Below are 13,925 nucleotides of genomic sequence, written 5' to 3'. Positions count from 1 at the left end.
AGTAACTCGTTGAAATCCGCTACAATAGCTTAGACTATGTTCCCATATAGGAGAAAAGATATGGATAACAACACCTGCGCAATCATCGCCGGTGCAACTGGCTTAGTAGGCTCAAAAGTCATTGCAAACCTCATAAATCAATCAGGTGTTGGAACATTATATTATCTTTCTCGCCGCCCACTCGATGGCGTCCTAGATGTGGACAACAAGCTTATTCCTCTCATTGATGCAGACCTTTCTATCCACCAATGGGATGAGAACCAACCAACACCAACCATCGGCTTTATCTGTTTAGGCACGACCCTTAAGCAAGCAGGCAGTAAGGATAATTTGCGTAGAGTAGATGTTGATCTGGTGTGCAAAGTCGCCCAACAAATGAAAACAATCGGAGTCAAACGCCTTGCGGTTGTTTCTAGCCTCGGTGCAAATAGTAAATCGCCATCCCATTACTTAGCTTGTAAAGGACAAATGGAACAACGAATCGAAGCTATGGATTTTGAGGAAATCGTATTTGTTCGCCCAGGCCCGCTTGTTGGTCAACGTCAAAACCCAAGAATGGACGAGAAGTTAGTACAAACTCTGTTTAAGGTAATTCGCCCACTTATGCTAGGCAAACTGTCCAACTTTTTACCTATTCGAGCAGAAGATGTCGCCAAAGCGATGATTTATCAACTTTTCAGTTATCAAGAAGACTCGGTGGTTTACTTACAAAGGAAAGAAATGCGTGACTTACTGCATCACTACGAATAACCATTTTGTACAATTAACGTGCTAATTCACACTCTCACACGACTTAGATCTCGTTTTTATATTCATTTTAGATCTAGCTAATACCCGTTTGTCATTTTTAAAGTTATATCACGAGCGTTATCTTACGCTCCATAAATAAATCCGTATAAAACCCCGTATAAAAAACAACCGCCACATCGGCTGGTTGATAAGGTCAAATTATGAATTTTGCAGTGATAGCCTCTCTAGCCGTCTTTGTTGGAATATTGTTCTTTCTATTTAATCAGCAACAAAAGAAACACACTCTTTCACGTCTCGTTTTGATCGGTCTTGTTACCGGTTCTCTTTTTGGTCTTGCTTTGCAACTCATTCACGGTGAAGGCAACAGCGCAATTGCTCAAACACTTGAATGGGTAGGCATTGTAGGCAGTGGCTACGTTGGTCTACTGAAAATGGTCATCATGCCACTAGTATTGGTATCGATGATCTCTGCAGTTGTTAAATTGGAGAAAGGTGGATCTTTAGGTAAAATTTCTGGCCTGACCATCTCTGTTCTTTTAGTAACTACTGCAATTGCTGCACTTATCGGTATCTTGGTGACAACGACATTTGGCCTTTCAGCAGAAGGGTTAACTGAAGGTGCGCGTGAAACCGCTCGTATCGCCGTTTTAGAAAGCCGTGCCGGTACAGTAAGTGACCTAACTATTCCTCAAATGCTAGTTAGTTTCATTCCAACCAACCCATTTGCTGATCTAACAGGTGCTCGCTCGACATCGATTATCGCTGTAGTGATTTTCGGCGTGTTAACCGGTATCGCCGCTCGTAAAGTGATGATGGAAAAAGCAGAGTTGGAATCACCTATTCGTACTTTCGTAGAAGCTGCTCAGTCAATCGTTATGCGATTAGTGAAGATGATCATGGCGCTAACGCCATACGGCATCGCAGCACTAATGGCGAAAGTGGTAGCGACATCAAGCGCAGGCGACATCCTAAACCTACTTGGCTTTATTGTGGCGTCTTATGTTGCTATCGCACTGATGTTTATTGTTCATGGCGTATTAGTCTCTTTTGTCGGCGTTAGCCCTGCGGAATACTTTAAGAAAATCTGGCCTGTACTGACCTTCGCGTTTACATCTCGTAGCTCAGCAGCAACGATCCCACTAAACGTAGAAGCGCAAATCACCAAGCTTAACGTTCCACCAGCGATTGCAAACCTATCAGCATCGTTTGGTGCCACTATCGGCCAAAACGGCTGTGCGGGTATCTATCCTGCAATGCTTGCAGTGATGGTAGCTCCGACAATGGGTATCAACCCTCTGGATCTTCACTTTATCCTGTCATTGATTGCGATTATCACCATCAGCTCATTTGGTATTGCAGGTGTCGGCGGCGGTGCGACGTTTGCAGCCTTGATTGTTCTTCCTGCAATGGGCTTACCTGTGACCATCGCGGCGCTGCTTATCTCTATTGAACCATTGATTGACATGGCACGTACCGCACTAAACGTTTCAGGTTCAATGACTGCGGGTACAATTGCTAGCCGAGTGCTGAAGTCACCAGAAAGTGAAGCAACATTGGAAGAAACACGAGCATAGAACTCAAATTCCTTCCAAAGCGATAAAACGTAAAATATCAAGCCGATGGTTCGCCATCGGCTTTTTTCATTTTCAAAAATTCAACTTGCATCTTTCGTTGCTAGTCAAGGCGTTGAATGGTCTAATACTGTCATCGGTTTTGTAAACGGTAAGCAGAATGCACCAAGATAATCAGCCCACTTTTTTCTTCTTTGATTATGAGACATGGGGAACCAACCCCGCGAAAGATCGCCCAAGCCAGTTTGCTGGTGTTCGTACAGATGAAAACTTTAATATCATCGGCGAGCCTTTAGTCATGTACTGTCAACCACCGGCTGATTATCTTCCGTCTCCTGAAGCTGCGCTTATTACTGGTATTACTCCGCAAAAAACGGTTCAAGAAGGCCTTTCTGAGCCAGAGTTTATCGCTAAGATTCACACTGAACTCGCGAAACCAAATACTACCAGTTTAGGCTACAACAGCATTCGCTTTGATGACGAAGTGACCCGTTATACTTGTTATCGCAACTTTATCGATCCATACGCATGGAGTTGGCAAAACGGTAACTCACGTTGGGATTTACTCGATGTACTACGCGCGTGCCATGCCCTTCGCCCAGAAGGCGTAGAATGGCCAGAAAACGAAGATGGCTTCACTAGCTTTAAATTAGAACACTTGTCTGTGGCTAACGGCATAGAACATAGTAACGCGCACGATGCCATGGCAGATGTGGTTGCGACTATCGAAATGGCAAAGAAAGTAAAAGCAGCGCAACCAAAATTGTTTGATTACTTTTTTTCTATGCGCCAAAAGCGCAAGCTCAATGATTTAGTCGACATCGTCAACATGACACCGTTGATGCACGTTTCAGGCATGCTAGGGCGCGAATGCCAATACACCAGCTGGATTGTGCCTGTTGCTTGGCATCCAACCAATAATAACGCCGTTATCACTATCGATTTAGCGAAAGACCCTCAACCTATTCTAGAGCTATCCGCAGAAGAGCTACACGAAAGACTCTACACTAAGCGAGAAGATCTTGGTGACTTGCTACCAGTACCAGTTAAGTTGGTTCATTTAAACAAATGCCCTATTCTCGCCCCTGCAAAAACGTTAACGGCTGAAAATGCGGAGTCTATTGGCATTGATCGCCAGCAATGTCTCGCTAATCTCGCTTTGTTGCGCCAACATCCTGAAATTAGAGAAAAGCTGATTAGCCTCTTTTCAGTCGAGCGTAAATTCGATAAAAGTGATGACGTCGATACGCAACTTTACAACGGGTTCTTTTCTCCAGCCGATCGCGCAGCTATGGATATCATTCGCGAAACCGATCCGAATAATCTTGCTGCATTAGACATTGAATTTGATGACAAGCGCATTAAACCTCTATTGTTCCGCTATCGTGCGCGTAACTTCCCAGGCACATTAGACGAGCAAGAACAAAGACGCTGGGCACTACACTGTCGAGAAGTGTTTGAAAGCCAAATTGAAGAGTACATGCTGAATTTAGAAAACTTAGTTCACGAACATGAAAGTGACGAAAAGAAGATTGCGATATTAAAATCCGTGTACCGTTATGTAGAGAGCTTAGCTTCCTAACTCCTCCTAATACAAGCGCACCTTATGGTGTGCTTGTTGTTTATATACTGTCAAAATGATTAAAGAACGATTCTTACAACTGATCCAACTGCTCATTTCAATCTTCCTCATCATGGGGGCACTTGGCATCGGAATTACCATTCAAAAGTTCACTGGCGTTTCCGTTCCAGGAAGTGTCATCGGTATGCTCGTACTGTTTTTCTCTATGACTCTTGGGCTTGTAAAGGTCGATTGGGTCAAACCGGGCGCCACGCTATTTATCCGCTACATGATTTTGTTGTTCGTTCCTATTAGCGTGGGATTAATGCGACATTTCGATATGCTACTCGCTAATGCCCTCCCTATCATTGCTAGCGCAGTTGGAGGCTCACTCATTGTACTAGTCAGCCTCGCTTGGCTGCTGGACTACTTGCTAAAGGAGAAGCACTGATATGTGGTTAGTTGTTACCATTGCGGTTTTTCTTGTCGCGCGCCAAATCGCAATCAAAGTGAATAATCCTCTAGCAAATCCTTTGCTGATCAGTATTGCAGTGCTCATTCCTTTGCTTACTTACTTAAATGTACCGTTTGAAACGTATTATGCGGATAACGAAGGGATCAGTTTTTTACTTCAACCAGCCGTAGTTGCTCTGGCTTACCCGTTATATGAACAACTACCACAAATTAAAGCAAACTGGCGAATCATCACTTTTGCTTGCACAGTAGGCAGTGTGATGTCGATGATGACAACCACCTTGATCGCAGTCGCTTTCAAAGCGGATATCAGTTTAATCGCAAGTCTAGTGGGTAAATCCGTCACTACGCCAATAGCAATGGAAATTTCGAGTCACCTCGGTGGTGAAGCTGCCGTTGCGGCGATCTTGGTTCTGATTGTTGGTTTATTGGGCGCGATTTTGGCATACCCAATTTACAACTTAATTGGAATTAAACACCCGATTGCACGTGGTCTGACAATGGGTACAGTCTCTCATGCCTTAGGCACCGCTACTTGTGCAGAGAAACAGCCCATAGATGCCGCGTTCTCATCACTCGCATTGGTTTTATGTGGGATCATAACTTCTATTTTGGCTCCAAGTTTTTTTGCTTTGGCGGTCTGGCTATATCAATAGTTAAGCGCTCTCGGTCTGCCCTCCTTCCGGCAGGCCGTAGCCTTTCCGTTTCTTACTTATCCCTTTTCAAAACCCTATCTTATCTATCAAACTCACCCAGTAATATCGTGAAGGGACTTGACTGAGATATACATTCATAGCATTAGCATTCTAGCTGCTACCACTCGCTCTAGATTACGTAAGTATAAAGTAGCATAGCGGTAAAAGTCGCGTTGGTAACATACTCCTGCTCCTTGGTCATATGAATATATACTGATATGGTTAATTGTGAGACGGAGATAACGCTTCACACCTGTGCAATCGAATACATGTGTGAGCTCACTCTAATTATGTAACAGAATTATCAATTGCATTATTTATCGTGATCTAACGCACGGAACATTTCTATCTTTCACATAGAATAACTGTCCATGCAATAACAAGGATTCAACATGAAAAGTCGCATTGAACAGGCGCTAGCAGGCGCTCCAGAAGCACTTTCCAAACAACTTGCTCCTATCATCCAAGCTGATGATTTTGATGCTACGCTTTCAGTTCAACAATTTGAGCAGTTGCTTTCAGCTACCGGTCTATCAGACAAAGAGCTTCGTGTTGCGCTACTTCCTTTTGCCGCAGCGTACTCCTATGCTCCCCTTTCTGACTTTTATGTCGGCGCTATCGTTCGTGGTCTTTCAGGTCGCCTTTACTTCGGTGCCAACATGGAATTCTTTGGTGTACAGTTGGGTCAAACGGTTCACGCAGAGCAGTCTGCGATTAGCCATGCTTGGATGAAAGGCGAACGTGGTGTTAAGGATATCACTATCAACTTCAGCCCATGTGGTCACTGCCGCCAGTTCATGAATGAGTTATCTACCGCAAACGAGCTTAAAATCCAGCTCCCAGAACGCGAAGAAAAGTCACTTCATGAATACCTGCCTGAAGCCTTTGGACCAAACGATCTCGGTATCGAGTCCGGCTTAATGGCAGAAGTTAAACACCAATTCTCATGTGATGATGAAGACGCACTCATCCAAAGTGCAGTTGAAGCGATGAACATGAGCCACTCTCCATACACCAACAACTTGAGTGGTTTAGCATTAGAGATGACTAGCGGCCGTGTATTCCAAGGCGCTTATGCAGAAAATGCAGCGTTTAATCCTAGCTTGCCACCGCTACAAGTTGCGCTAATCCAAGTTTTACTTGCGGGTGAAACCTTTGACAGCATCAAAGCCGCTGCATTGGTAGAAAACTCTGAAGGTAAGATCAGTCACTTAGCCGATACGCAATCAACGTTGGAAGCGTTGAATCCAGATATTCCGCTTAGTTTTGTCAACGTATAAACGACAAATTCAACAAAAAGCTCTACAACATGTAGAGCTTTTTTATTACCTAAAAACCAAAAGCAAACGTTTGCTTTGTCATGAAACTTCAGTATGATCTCCTGCAATTTCTGTCTCATCACTCTATTTTGTAAGGGAACACTATGTTTGGCACTGCAACTAGCGCAAATGCTACCCGTGTATTACTTTTAGGTTCTGGCGAACTCGGTAAAGAAGTCGCCATTGAATGCCAGAGACTTGGTTTAGAAGTGATTGCTTGTGATCGCTATGCCAATGCTCCAGCGATGCAAGTCGCTCACCGTAGTTATGTTATCGACATGTTAGATGGGAACGCCTTAGAAGAAGTTATTACGAAGGAACAACCTACTTACGTCGTACCAGAAATTGAAGCCATCGCAACCGGCAAACTGGTAGAGCTTGAAGAAAAAGGACTGAATGTTGTTCCAACCGCTAAGGCAACCAGGCTAACAATGAATCGTGAAGGTATCCGACGTTTGGCAGCAGAAGAACTGGAATTGACGACTTCACCTTATCGTTTTGCAGATAACTTTGAAGACTTCAAAGCCGCGGTTGAGCATGTGGGTATTCCGTGCGTGGTGAAGCCTGTGATGAGCTCTTCAGGTAAAGGGCAAAGTGTTATCAAGACCGAAGACGACGTTACAAAAGCATGGGATTACGCTCAGGAAGGCGGGCGTACGGGTGCAGGTCGCGTTATCGTGGAGGGTTTTATCGACTTCGATTACGAAATCACTTTATTGACCATCAGAGCCGTTGACGGTGTGCATTTCTGTGCTCCAATTGGTCATCGTCAGGAAGATGGCGACTACCGCGAATCATGGCAACCGCAAACTATGTCAGAAAACGCAGTAAAAGCAGCTGAATACACGGCTGAGAAAGTGGTAAACGCGCTCGGTGGCTACGGCATCTTTGGTGTAGAGCTATTTGTTAAAGGCGATAAAGTCATTTTCAATGAGGTCTCTCCTCGCCCTCACGATACGGGTATGGTTACAATGATTTCACAGGAAATGTCTGAGTTTGCTCTCCACGTGCGCGCGTTTACCGGAATGCCAATTAATAATATTGTGCAATATGGCCCATCTGCGTCTGCTGTTATTCTTGGACAAGGAACTTCCACAAACATTCGCTTTGAAAACCTAAGCAAAGCTTTAGCTCAACCTCAAACACAAGTTCGTCTATTCGGTAAGCCAGAAATCGATGGTCGCCGCCGTTTAGGTGTTGTCCTTACGCGACGAAAAACCACCGAAGAAGCCGTTCAAGATGCTGTTGAAAGTGCTTCAAAAGTGAATATCATTTATTAAATACGAACCACTCATACAAAAATAGCGCAGCTCAAATTGCTGCGCTATTTCGTGTTCCAAACCGAAGAGAGCCTATTCACTCTCGATTAAGTACACTTCTTCAGAGAAGCGACTTAAGCCTTTTTTCGCAATTTTAGGATGATTCTCGTCAGCTTCATCTACGTTCAAACAAGTAACTTTGTAACCTGAAAATAACTGCTCAATCTCTTCGACCGGCACGCTAAATGGAGGCCCCGCCATCTCTTCTTGAGGATAGTTGAGTGTAACAAGCAAAATACGACCGCTTGGGTTCAAAAGTTGCTTGAGACGCTCTACATACTCCTCTCGCATATCTTGCGGTAAAGCAACCAACGCGGCGCGATCATAAATGATATCGGCTTGAGATACTGGTGCAGTGAAAAAGTCCCCAGTATAAATAGAGAGCTCATCAAATTGATAAAGCTCGTGCATGCCATTAAGAGGCGTTACCGTTGGCGTGTAAAAATGTTCAGCAAAAAAGGCACGCACAGCAATATGGCTTAGCTCAACACCTTCAACCGAATCATGCTTCATCGCTAGCCAAATCAAGTCTTCTGACTTTCCACATAAAGGAACTAACACTTTATCTTCACGCTTTGGATTAGTGTGTTTCCAATATACTGGTAATAGCGGGTTTACATCTTCCAAGTGAAATCCGATCTGATTGCTGGCCCATTTGTTATGCCAAAATTCTTGGTCTCTCATTTTACTTTCTACTTGTCGGCTGTTTTCATTTTGAGAGGTAAGACTAACGTTTTTTTTCAATTTGTCTATGCCGTTCATCTTTGGTTAATACTGCGGTGATAGGATGTAATCGGTCTCATAGGAGACGCGCCTTTATCTGATAATCAGAATAAAGAAAAGAGAAATGGTGATCTAACGCACGATTCTACTTCAAGATAAAACTGAAACCTTGGAATCTTTCGTAATGGCCCCATTTATAAGTTAGTACCTGATTTGCCGAACTTAGCGACCTTTATGTTCCCTATTTTCTAAGTACAAGCAAGTTAAGGAGAGTGAATGAGCTTATTTCTTCGTACTACAGCATTGATGCTTTTGGTACTTAGCCGTGCACCGGCATTTGCCGCACTTCCAATTACCCCTGCGCCTAGTGGCGAACAAAATCGTTCAACCAGCCAAAACGAAGTTTGTTCGAAACTTTTTAAACACAGCCTTAGCGGTTTATATGGCATTCAGTCAATCGACACCACACCAACTCAGCCATATTCTGACTTCGACATCCTTTACAGCAAAGCTCACCAAGCACAATTTGAACTTGAAACTATCTGTAAGAGTACCGCACTTCTTAATGACGCTCAGCCATACTTCGCAGGCGTGAAATCCAAACAACGAGCAGAAGAAAAGATAGCTTTAGAGTTAGATGGGAAAGTTGAACGTATTACTGACCTAGCACGTGCAACGATTGTAGCTGAAGACGTCGCGAGCTTAGTCTCCATTTATGAAACGTTAGAGCGTGAAACAACTATTGTGAAAGTAAAAAATCGATTCAAAAAACCTGGCCCTTCAGGATATAGAGACTTGAACTTGCTCGTTCGTTTACCAAAAACAAACCTAGTAGCCGAAGTTCAACTGCACTTGAAAGCAATCGCAGATGTAAAAAGCGGTCCCGAACACGACCTATACGAAAAAATCCAGAAACTAGAACGTCAAGCGATGTTGGAAAAACGTGAGCTAAGCGAAATAGAGCTTGCCTCTATTCGCAACATGCGTACACAGTCTAAGAACTTGTACCAACAAGCATGGCAACCATACTTAACAACGCATCTAGAAGCGGCGTAACCGATATCATTAAGCGTCTCTCATAAACAGAAAAACCACCGCATTGCGGTGGTTTTCATTTGTATGCACACGAATTTTACGCAAAAAAAGACCACGCCTTAGCGTGATCCATTTATTCGGCTTACTGTACTTTCTTCAGGTTTTCTACACGAGCTTTTAACTTCTGACCCGGGCGAAAAGTCACTACACGTCGAGCAGTAATTGGAATATCTTCACCAGTTTTCGGGTTACGACCAGGTCGTTCATTCTTGTCACGAAGATCAAAGTTACCAAAACCTGACAGTTTTACCTGTTCGCCACTTTCCAGTGCCTTACGAATCTCTTCAAAGAACACTTCCACCGTTTCCTTGGCGTCCCGCTTACTAAATCCTAATTTATCAAACAGGTTTTCTGCCAGTTCGGCTTTTGTGAGCGCCATAAAACTTTCCTCAAAGCTATGTTAAACAATGCTACGTTAGTGTAGCGCCAGAGCAGTTTTACCCTACCAATTCAACAACATATCGGGGTTACATCAGGAAGTGTATGACAAGCTTATGATTTTCGCCAACTTTTTTCTTGGCGAACAAAAGGAATAGCACTACGTAAATTATTGTTAAACGCCAGAAATTTGATATTTTTGTTTTTGTTTCATCTTTATCAGGAAAAACATCCAGATTATAAAACTAAAAGTAGTTTAAATATCAACATTAAACACTATTTAATAAAAATATCAGATATTGGTTATTTAACAGACACTTGACATAGAACTTGTCGTAAATTCAGTGATTTGTATGTAACTCGATACGTAACAATTAGATTAAAAGGTATGACCACCTGTACTTTGCAACTGTGCTTTGAAAGCTTGATTAAACCCACGCTTCTCGCTGTTTAACGATGACGCCATATATAAAGATTGATAATGTGGAAGTTCGTGTATTTCCTCATTAGCTTCTTACACTGCTTCTAGGCGACCATGATTAATCAAATCATAAATATTCTTTTCCCTGTTTTTGCTCTTGTCGGAGTTGGCTATTTGGTCGGTCGTTACATCAAGCCTGACTTTCGCCCAATAAACCGCATTAATATTGAGGTTTTTACGCCAGCACTGGTATTTTCGTCACTCGTTAGCATGCCGCTCGATTCAAATCAGGGGCCGCTTCTTTTGGCGGCAATTGTTGCGGTTTTAATTCCCGCACTACTCATGATCCCGGTATGTCGATGGACGTCACTCTCGTTTAAAACCTGGGCGCCACCACATATGTTTCGGAATAGCGGAAATCTAGCTATTCCTTTGTTTACCTATACGTTTGGAGAAATTGCGCTGTCGTCAGCAGTGCTTTTATTTGTCGTGTCAGCATGCTTGCATATCAGCTTAGGCGTAATGCTGCTTAGTCATGGCAACCCTTTTAAGCAAATAGTCAAGATGCCAATCTTTTTAGCAGCGTCGTTGGCTCTGTTTCTCAACGTGTCAAATGTGGGTGCATGGGCGCCTTTACACGAAGCCACTGCTCTACTTGGGCAAGCGGCCGTACCCGTGATGCTTTTATCTCTGGGGGCACAAATGTGTCATTTAAGGTTGGACGGTTTAAAGATTGGTGTGTTGTGTACCGTGCAGTCACTGGCAACTGGTGCTGTCGCTTTTGCACTTATTTATTGGTTAATTCCCCTTCCAACGATGCAATTGCAAATGATGGTGCTCTTCACAATGCTGCCGCCAGCCGTCATGAATTACCTATTTGCGGAAAGGCTGAATATAGAACCCATGAAAGTGGCGTCAATGGTACTATTTGGCAACTTTTTCAGCATTCTTACGCTACCTCTTCTGCTTAGCTATACCCTCTCACTCGCTGCCTAACCGCCAACAAGCTATCGTTAGCGTGTATTAGCTGAAAAACAATACGTTCCTAATCTCGGGTAAGGGCCATCCCTAGTTTGGTCTAGTATTTTAAAGTAATGAGGGGTGGTGCGAGCAGTATGGAACTTGAACAACGATAAGGTAATCCTAAAAATAAAAAACCCTGCCAAACTGGCAGGGTTTTAATTTCTTAAGAAGATACGTTACGCGAGATTAGTCACGCAGAGACGCACCAAACTTCTCAGAAACGTGAGCAACGATAGCGTCAACCGCACCAGCGATATCTGCATCTTCAAGCGTACGCTCAAGTGACTGTAGAGTCAGAGCGATTGCTAGGCTCTTCTTACCTTCTTCAACGCCTTTACCTACGTAAACGTCGAACAGTTTCGCATCTTTAAGGAACTCGCCACCTTGCTCTAGACAAGCGTTAACGATGTCACCAGATGCAACAGCTTCATCCACTACTACCGCGATATCACGACGGTTTGAAGGGAATTTAGAAAGTGCTACCGCTTCTGGGATCACTTTGCTGTTGATTGCAGACCATTCGATTTCGAATACGATAGTGCGACCATTTAGGCCGAACTTACGCTCAAGCTCAGGGTGAACGGTACCGATCACGCCTACTTCTTTGCCGTCTACGATGATTGCCGCAGATTGACCTGGGTGAAGAGCTGGGTTAGCTTTTTTGCTTTCAGGTGACAGTGCAGCGAAAGAGTACGCTTTTTCGTTCGCAGATAGCTCTAGAATCGCTTCTAGATCGCCTTTAAGGTCGAAGAAATCAACCGTGTTAGTTTCGATATCCCAATGTTCTTCACCGCGAGTACCAGCGATAACACCCGCTAGCATAGGCTCTTGGCGCATGCCGTTTTCTGCAGATTCACATGGGATGAAACGTAGGCCGTATTCGAATAGACGAACGCGTGGCTGTTGACGCTTCTGGTTGTGAACAACCGTGTTCAGCAGACCTTGGATAAGACCAAGACGCATTGCTGACATGTCTGCAGAAATTGGGTTTGGAAGTACTAGAGGCTCAACACCAGGTACAACTAGCTTTTGCTGCTCAGGCTCAACGAAGCTGTATGTAATTGCTTCGTGGTAACCACGGTCAACAAGAAGATCACGAACGCGTTTCAGTGGAAGATCCGCTTCAACGTGGTTGTGCATCTTAAGTGCTGCTGCTGGGTGTTGGTTAGGAATGTTGTCATAACCGTAGATACGGCCAACTTCTTCAATTAGGTCTTGCTCGATAGCGATATCGAAACGCCATGTTGGCGCTACTGCCATCCAACCTTCTTCTGAAGCTTCAACCGTCAAACCTAGACGCTCTAGGATTTCTACTACGTCGCTATCTGCAATGTGGTGACCTAGCAGGTTGTCTAGCTTAGTACGACGTAGAGCAACTTTGTTTGGCTTAGGTAAGTCTGCTTCAGACTCTACTGCAACAACAGGTGCTACTTCACCGCCACAAATTTCAACAAGAAGCTGTGTTGCACGCTCCATTGCGCTCACTTGTAGTGCGTAATCCACACCACGCTCGAAACGCATTGAAGAGTCAGTGTGCAGACCGTAGCTGCGTGCGCGACCACGGATGTGGTCAGGTGCAAAGAATGCACACTCTAGTAGAACGTCTTTAGTCTCAGTTGTTACACCAGACTCTTCACCACCAAAGATACCTGCGATTGCAAGTGCTTTGTTGTGGTCAGCAACTACTAGTGTATCTGCGTTTAGTTCTGCTTCGTTGCCGTCAAGAAGCGTTAGCTTCTCACCTTGCTCTGCCATACGAACTACGATGCCACCTTCGATCTTCGCTAGATCGAATGCGTGCATTGGTTGGCCTTGCTCTAGAAGAACGTAGTTAGTGATGTCTACTACAGGGTCGATAGAGCGAATACCACAACGACGCAGTTTCTCTTGCATCCATAGTGGCGTTTCAGCTTGAACGTTTACGTTCTTAATAACACGACCTAGGTAACGAGGACACGCAGCTGGCGCTTTCACTTCGATAGACACTTTATCGTCGATTGAAGGGGCAACTGCTTCTACTGATGGCTCAGTCACGTCAGCACGGTTTAGTACGCCAACTTCACGAGCTAGACCACGAATGCTGAAACAGTCAGCGCGGTTTGCTGTTAGATCTACGTCTACTGTTACGTCGTCTAGACCTAGGAATTCACGGAAATCAGTACCGATTACTGCGTCTTCTGCTAGTTCCATGATGCCGTCTGACTCAACGTCGATACCTAGTTCAGTGAACGAACAAAGCATGCCGTGAGATGGCTGGCCACGTAGTTTCGCTTTTTTGATTTTGAAATCACCTGGAAGAACAGCACCAACTGTTGCGACTGCTACTTTCAGACCTTGGCGACAGTTAGGTGCGCCACAAACAATGTCTAGAAGCTCTTCTTCACCCACGTCAACTTTAGTTACGCGCAGTTTGTCTGCATCTGGGTGTTGACCACATTCAACAACGTGACCGACTTTAACGCCAGTAAAAGAACCAGCAACAGGAAGAACGTCGTCTACCTCTAGACCGGCCATTGTAATTTGGTGAGTTAGCTCGTCAGTAGTAACCGCAGGGCTTACCCACTCACGAAGCCATGATTCGCTGAATTTCATGTTG

The 13,925-nt window shown here is 44.3% G+C and carries 12 protein-coding genes; 9 read left to right on the top strand and 3 right to left on the bottom strand.

The window, feature by feature from the left end; genetic code table 11:
• The first annotated feature begins 60 nt into the window (after nucleotides 1-60).
• The 7 genes from R7Z50_RS05270 to purT all read left to right on the top strand — a co-directional run bounded on the left by R7Z50_RS05270 (nucleotide 61) and on the right by purT (nucleotide 7,650).
• Complete coding sequence (locus tag R7Z50_RS05270; protein ID WP_053350419.1) at nucleotides 61-750, top strand: NAD(P)H-binding protein; 690 nt, start codon at nucleotides 61-63, stop codon at nucleotides 748-750.
• Between the two features lie 200 nt (nucleotides 751-950).
• A complete protein-coding gene (locus tag R7Z50_RS05265; RefSeq protein ID WP_206957326.1) occupies nucleotides 951-2,324 on the top strand; it encodes an L-cystine transporter in 1,374 nt (457 codons plus the stop codon).
• A gap of 157 nt (nucleotides 2,325-2,481) precedes the next feature.
• Entirely contained in the window at nucleotides 2,482-3,903 is a 1,422-nt protein-coding gene (sbcB, locus tag R7Z50_RS05260) for an exodeoxyribonuclease I (RefSeq protein WP_318148930.1), read from the top strand.
• 55 nt (nucleotides 3,904-3,958) lie between these two features.
• Nucleotides 3,959-4,333 carry a CidA/LrgA family protein gene (locus R7Z50_RS05255; protein WP_318148929.1) on the top strand — a complete coding sequence of 125 codons (375 nt, stop codon included), beginning with the start codon at nucleotides 3,959-3,961 and terminating at the stop codon, nucleotides 4,331-4,333.
• Between the two features lies 1 nt (nucleotide 4,334).
• Entirely contained in the window at nucleotides 4,335-5,012 is a 678-nt protein-coding gene (locus R7Z50_RS05250; protein ID WP_005377888.1) for an LrgB family protein, read from the top strand.
• Between the two features lie 431 nt (nucleotides 5,013-5,443).
• Entirely contained in the window at nucleotides 5,444-6,331 is an 888-nt protein-coding gene (gene cdd, locus R7Z50_RS05245; protein WP_005377892.1) for a cytidine deaminase, read from the top strand.
• A 143-nt stretch (nucleotides 6,332-6,474) separates the two neighbouring features.
• On the top strand, nucleotides 6,475-7,650 hold the full coding sequence (gene purT, locus R7Z50_RS05240) for a formate-dependent phosphoribosylglycinamide formyltransferase (protein ID WP_017633939.1): 1,176 nt from the start codon (nucleotides 6,475-6,477) through the stop codon (nucleotides 7,648-7,650).
• A 72-nt stretch (nucleotides 7,651-7,722) separates the two neighbouring features.
• On the opposite strand, the gene R7Z50_RS05235 is transcribed toward purT, so the two are convergent.
• Complete coding sequence (locus tag R7Z50_RS05235) at nucleotides 7,723-8,373, bottom strand: thiopurine S-methyltransferase (protein WP_318148928.1); 651 nt, start codon at nucleotides 8,371-8,373, stop codon at nucleotides 7,723-7,725.
• 315 nt (nucleotides 8,374-8,688) lie between these two features.
• On the opposite strand from R7Z50_RS05235, the gene R7Z50_RS05230 reads away from it, so the two are divergent.
• Nucleotides 8,689-9,468 carry a phosphoribosylglycinamide formyltransferase gene (locus R7Z50_RS05230; RefSeq protein ID WP_025766820.1) on the top strand — a complete coding sequence of 260 codons (780 nt, stop codon included), beginning with the start codon at nucleotides 8,689-8,691 and terminating at the stop codon, nucleotides 9,466-9,468.
• A gap of 121 nt (nucleotides 9,469-9,589) precedes the next feature.
• On the opposite strand, the gene ihfA is transcribed toward R7Z50_RS05230, so the two are convergent.
• Nucleotides 9,590-9,886 carry an integration host factor subunit alpha gene (gene ihfA, locus R7Z50_RS05225; RefSeq protein ID WP_005377899.1) on the bottom strand — a complete coding sequence of 99 codons (297 nt, stop codon included), beginning with the start codon at nucleotides 9,884-9,886 and terminating at the stop codon, nucleotides 9,590-9,592.
• A gap of 534 nt (nucleotides 9,887-10,420) precedes the next feature.
• Here ihfA and R7Z50_RS05220 point away from each other — a divergent pair.
• Nucleotides 10,421-11,302, top strand: a complete 882-nt coding sequence (locus R7Z50_RS05220; protein WP_318148927.1) for an AEC family transporter — start codon at nucleotides 10,421-10,423, stop codon at nucleotides 11,300-11,302.
• A 213-nt stretch (nucleotides 11,303-11,515) separates the two neighbouring features.
• Here R7Z50_RS05220 and pheT read toward each other — a convergent pair whose 3' ends face one another.
• Nucleotides 11,516-13,921 (bottom strand): phenylalanine--tRNA ligase subunit beta, encoded by a 2,406-nt coding sequence (gene pheT / locus R7Z50_RS05215; RefSeq protein ID WP_318148926.1) that lies wholly within the window; start codon nucleotides 13,919-13,921, stop codon nucleotides 11,516-11,518.
• Nucleotides 13,922-13,925: the final 4 nt, after the last annotated feature.

The sequence above is a fragment of the Vibrio sp. 1249-1 genome, assembly GCF_033340495.1.
Note: the sequence above shows the minus strand (reverse complement) of the source record. Positions and strands in the feature narration are given on the sequence as shown.

What these genes read in the sequence shown, in the direction of transcription:
- R7Z50_RS05220 (WP_318148927.1), top strand. Translation starts at nt 10,421, where the DNA reads ATGATTAATCAAATCATAAATATTCTTTTCCCTGTTTTTGCTCTTGTC.
- purT (WP_017633939.1), top strand. Translation starts at nt 6,475, where the DNA reads ATGTTTGGCACTGCAACTAGCGCAAATGCTACCCGTGTATTACTTTTA.
- pheT (WP_318148926.1), bottom strand. Translation starts at nt 13,921, where the DNA reads ATGAAATTCAGCGAATCATGGCTTCGTGAGTGGGTAAGCCCTGCGGTT.
- R7Z50_RS05250 (WP_005377888.1), top strand. Translation starts at nt 4,335, where the DNA reads ATGTGGTTAGTTGTTACCATTGCGGTTTTTCTTGTCGCGCGCCAAATC.
- R7Z50_RS05230 (WP_025766820.1), top strand. Translation starts at nt 8,689, where the DNA reads ATGAGCTTATTTCTTCGTACTACAGCATTGATGCTTTTGGTACTTAGC.
- R7Z50_RS05265 (WP_206957326.1), top strand. Translation starts at nt 951, where the DNA reads ATGAATTTTGCAGTGATAGCCTCTCTAGCCGTCTTTGTTGGAATATTG.
- R7Z50_RS05270 (WP_053350419.1), top strand. Translation starts at nt 61, where the DNA reads ATGGATAACAACACCTGCGCAATCATCGCCGGTGCAACTGGCTTAGTA.
- cdd (WP_005377892.1), top strand. Translation starts at nt 5,444, where the DNA reads ATGAAAAGTCGCATTGAACAGGCGCTAGCAGGCGCTCCAGAAGCACTT.
- R7Z50_RS05255 (WP_318148929.1), top strand. Translation starts at nt 3,959, where the DNA reads ATGATTAAAGAACGATTCTTACAACTGATCCAACTGCTCATTTCAATC.
- ihfA (WP_005377899.1), bottom strand. Translation starts at nt 9,886, where the DNA reads ATGGCGCTCACAAAAGCCGAACTGGCAGAAAACCTGTTTGATAAATTA.
- R7Z50_RS05235 (WP_318148928.1), bottom strand. Translation starts at nt 8,373, where the DNA reads ATGAGAGACCAAGAATTTTGGCATAACAAATGGGCCAGCAATCAGATC.
- sbcB (WP_318148930.1), top strand. Translation starts at nt 2,482, where the DNA reads ATGCACCAAGATAATCAGCCCACTTTTTTCTTCTTTGATTATGAGACA.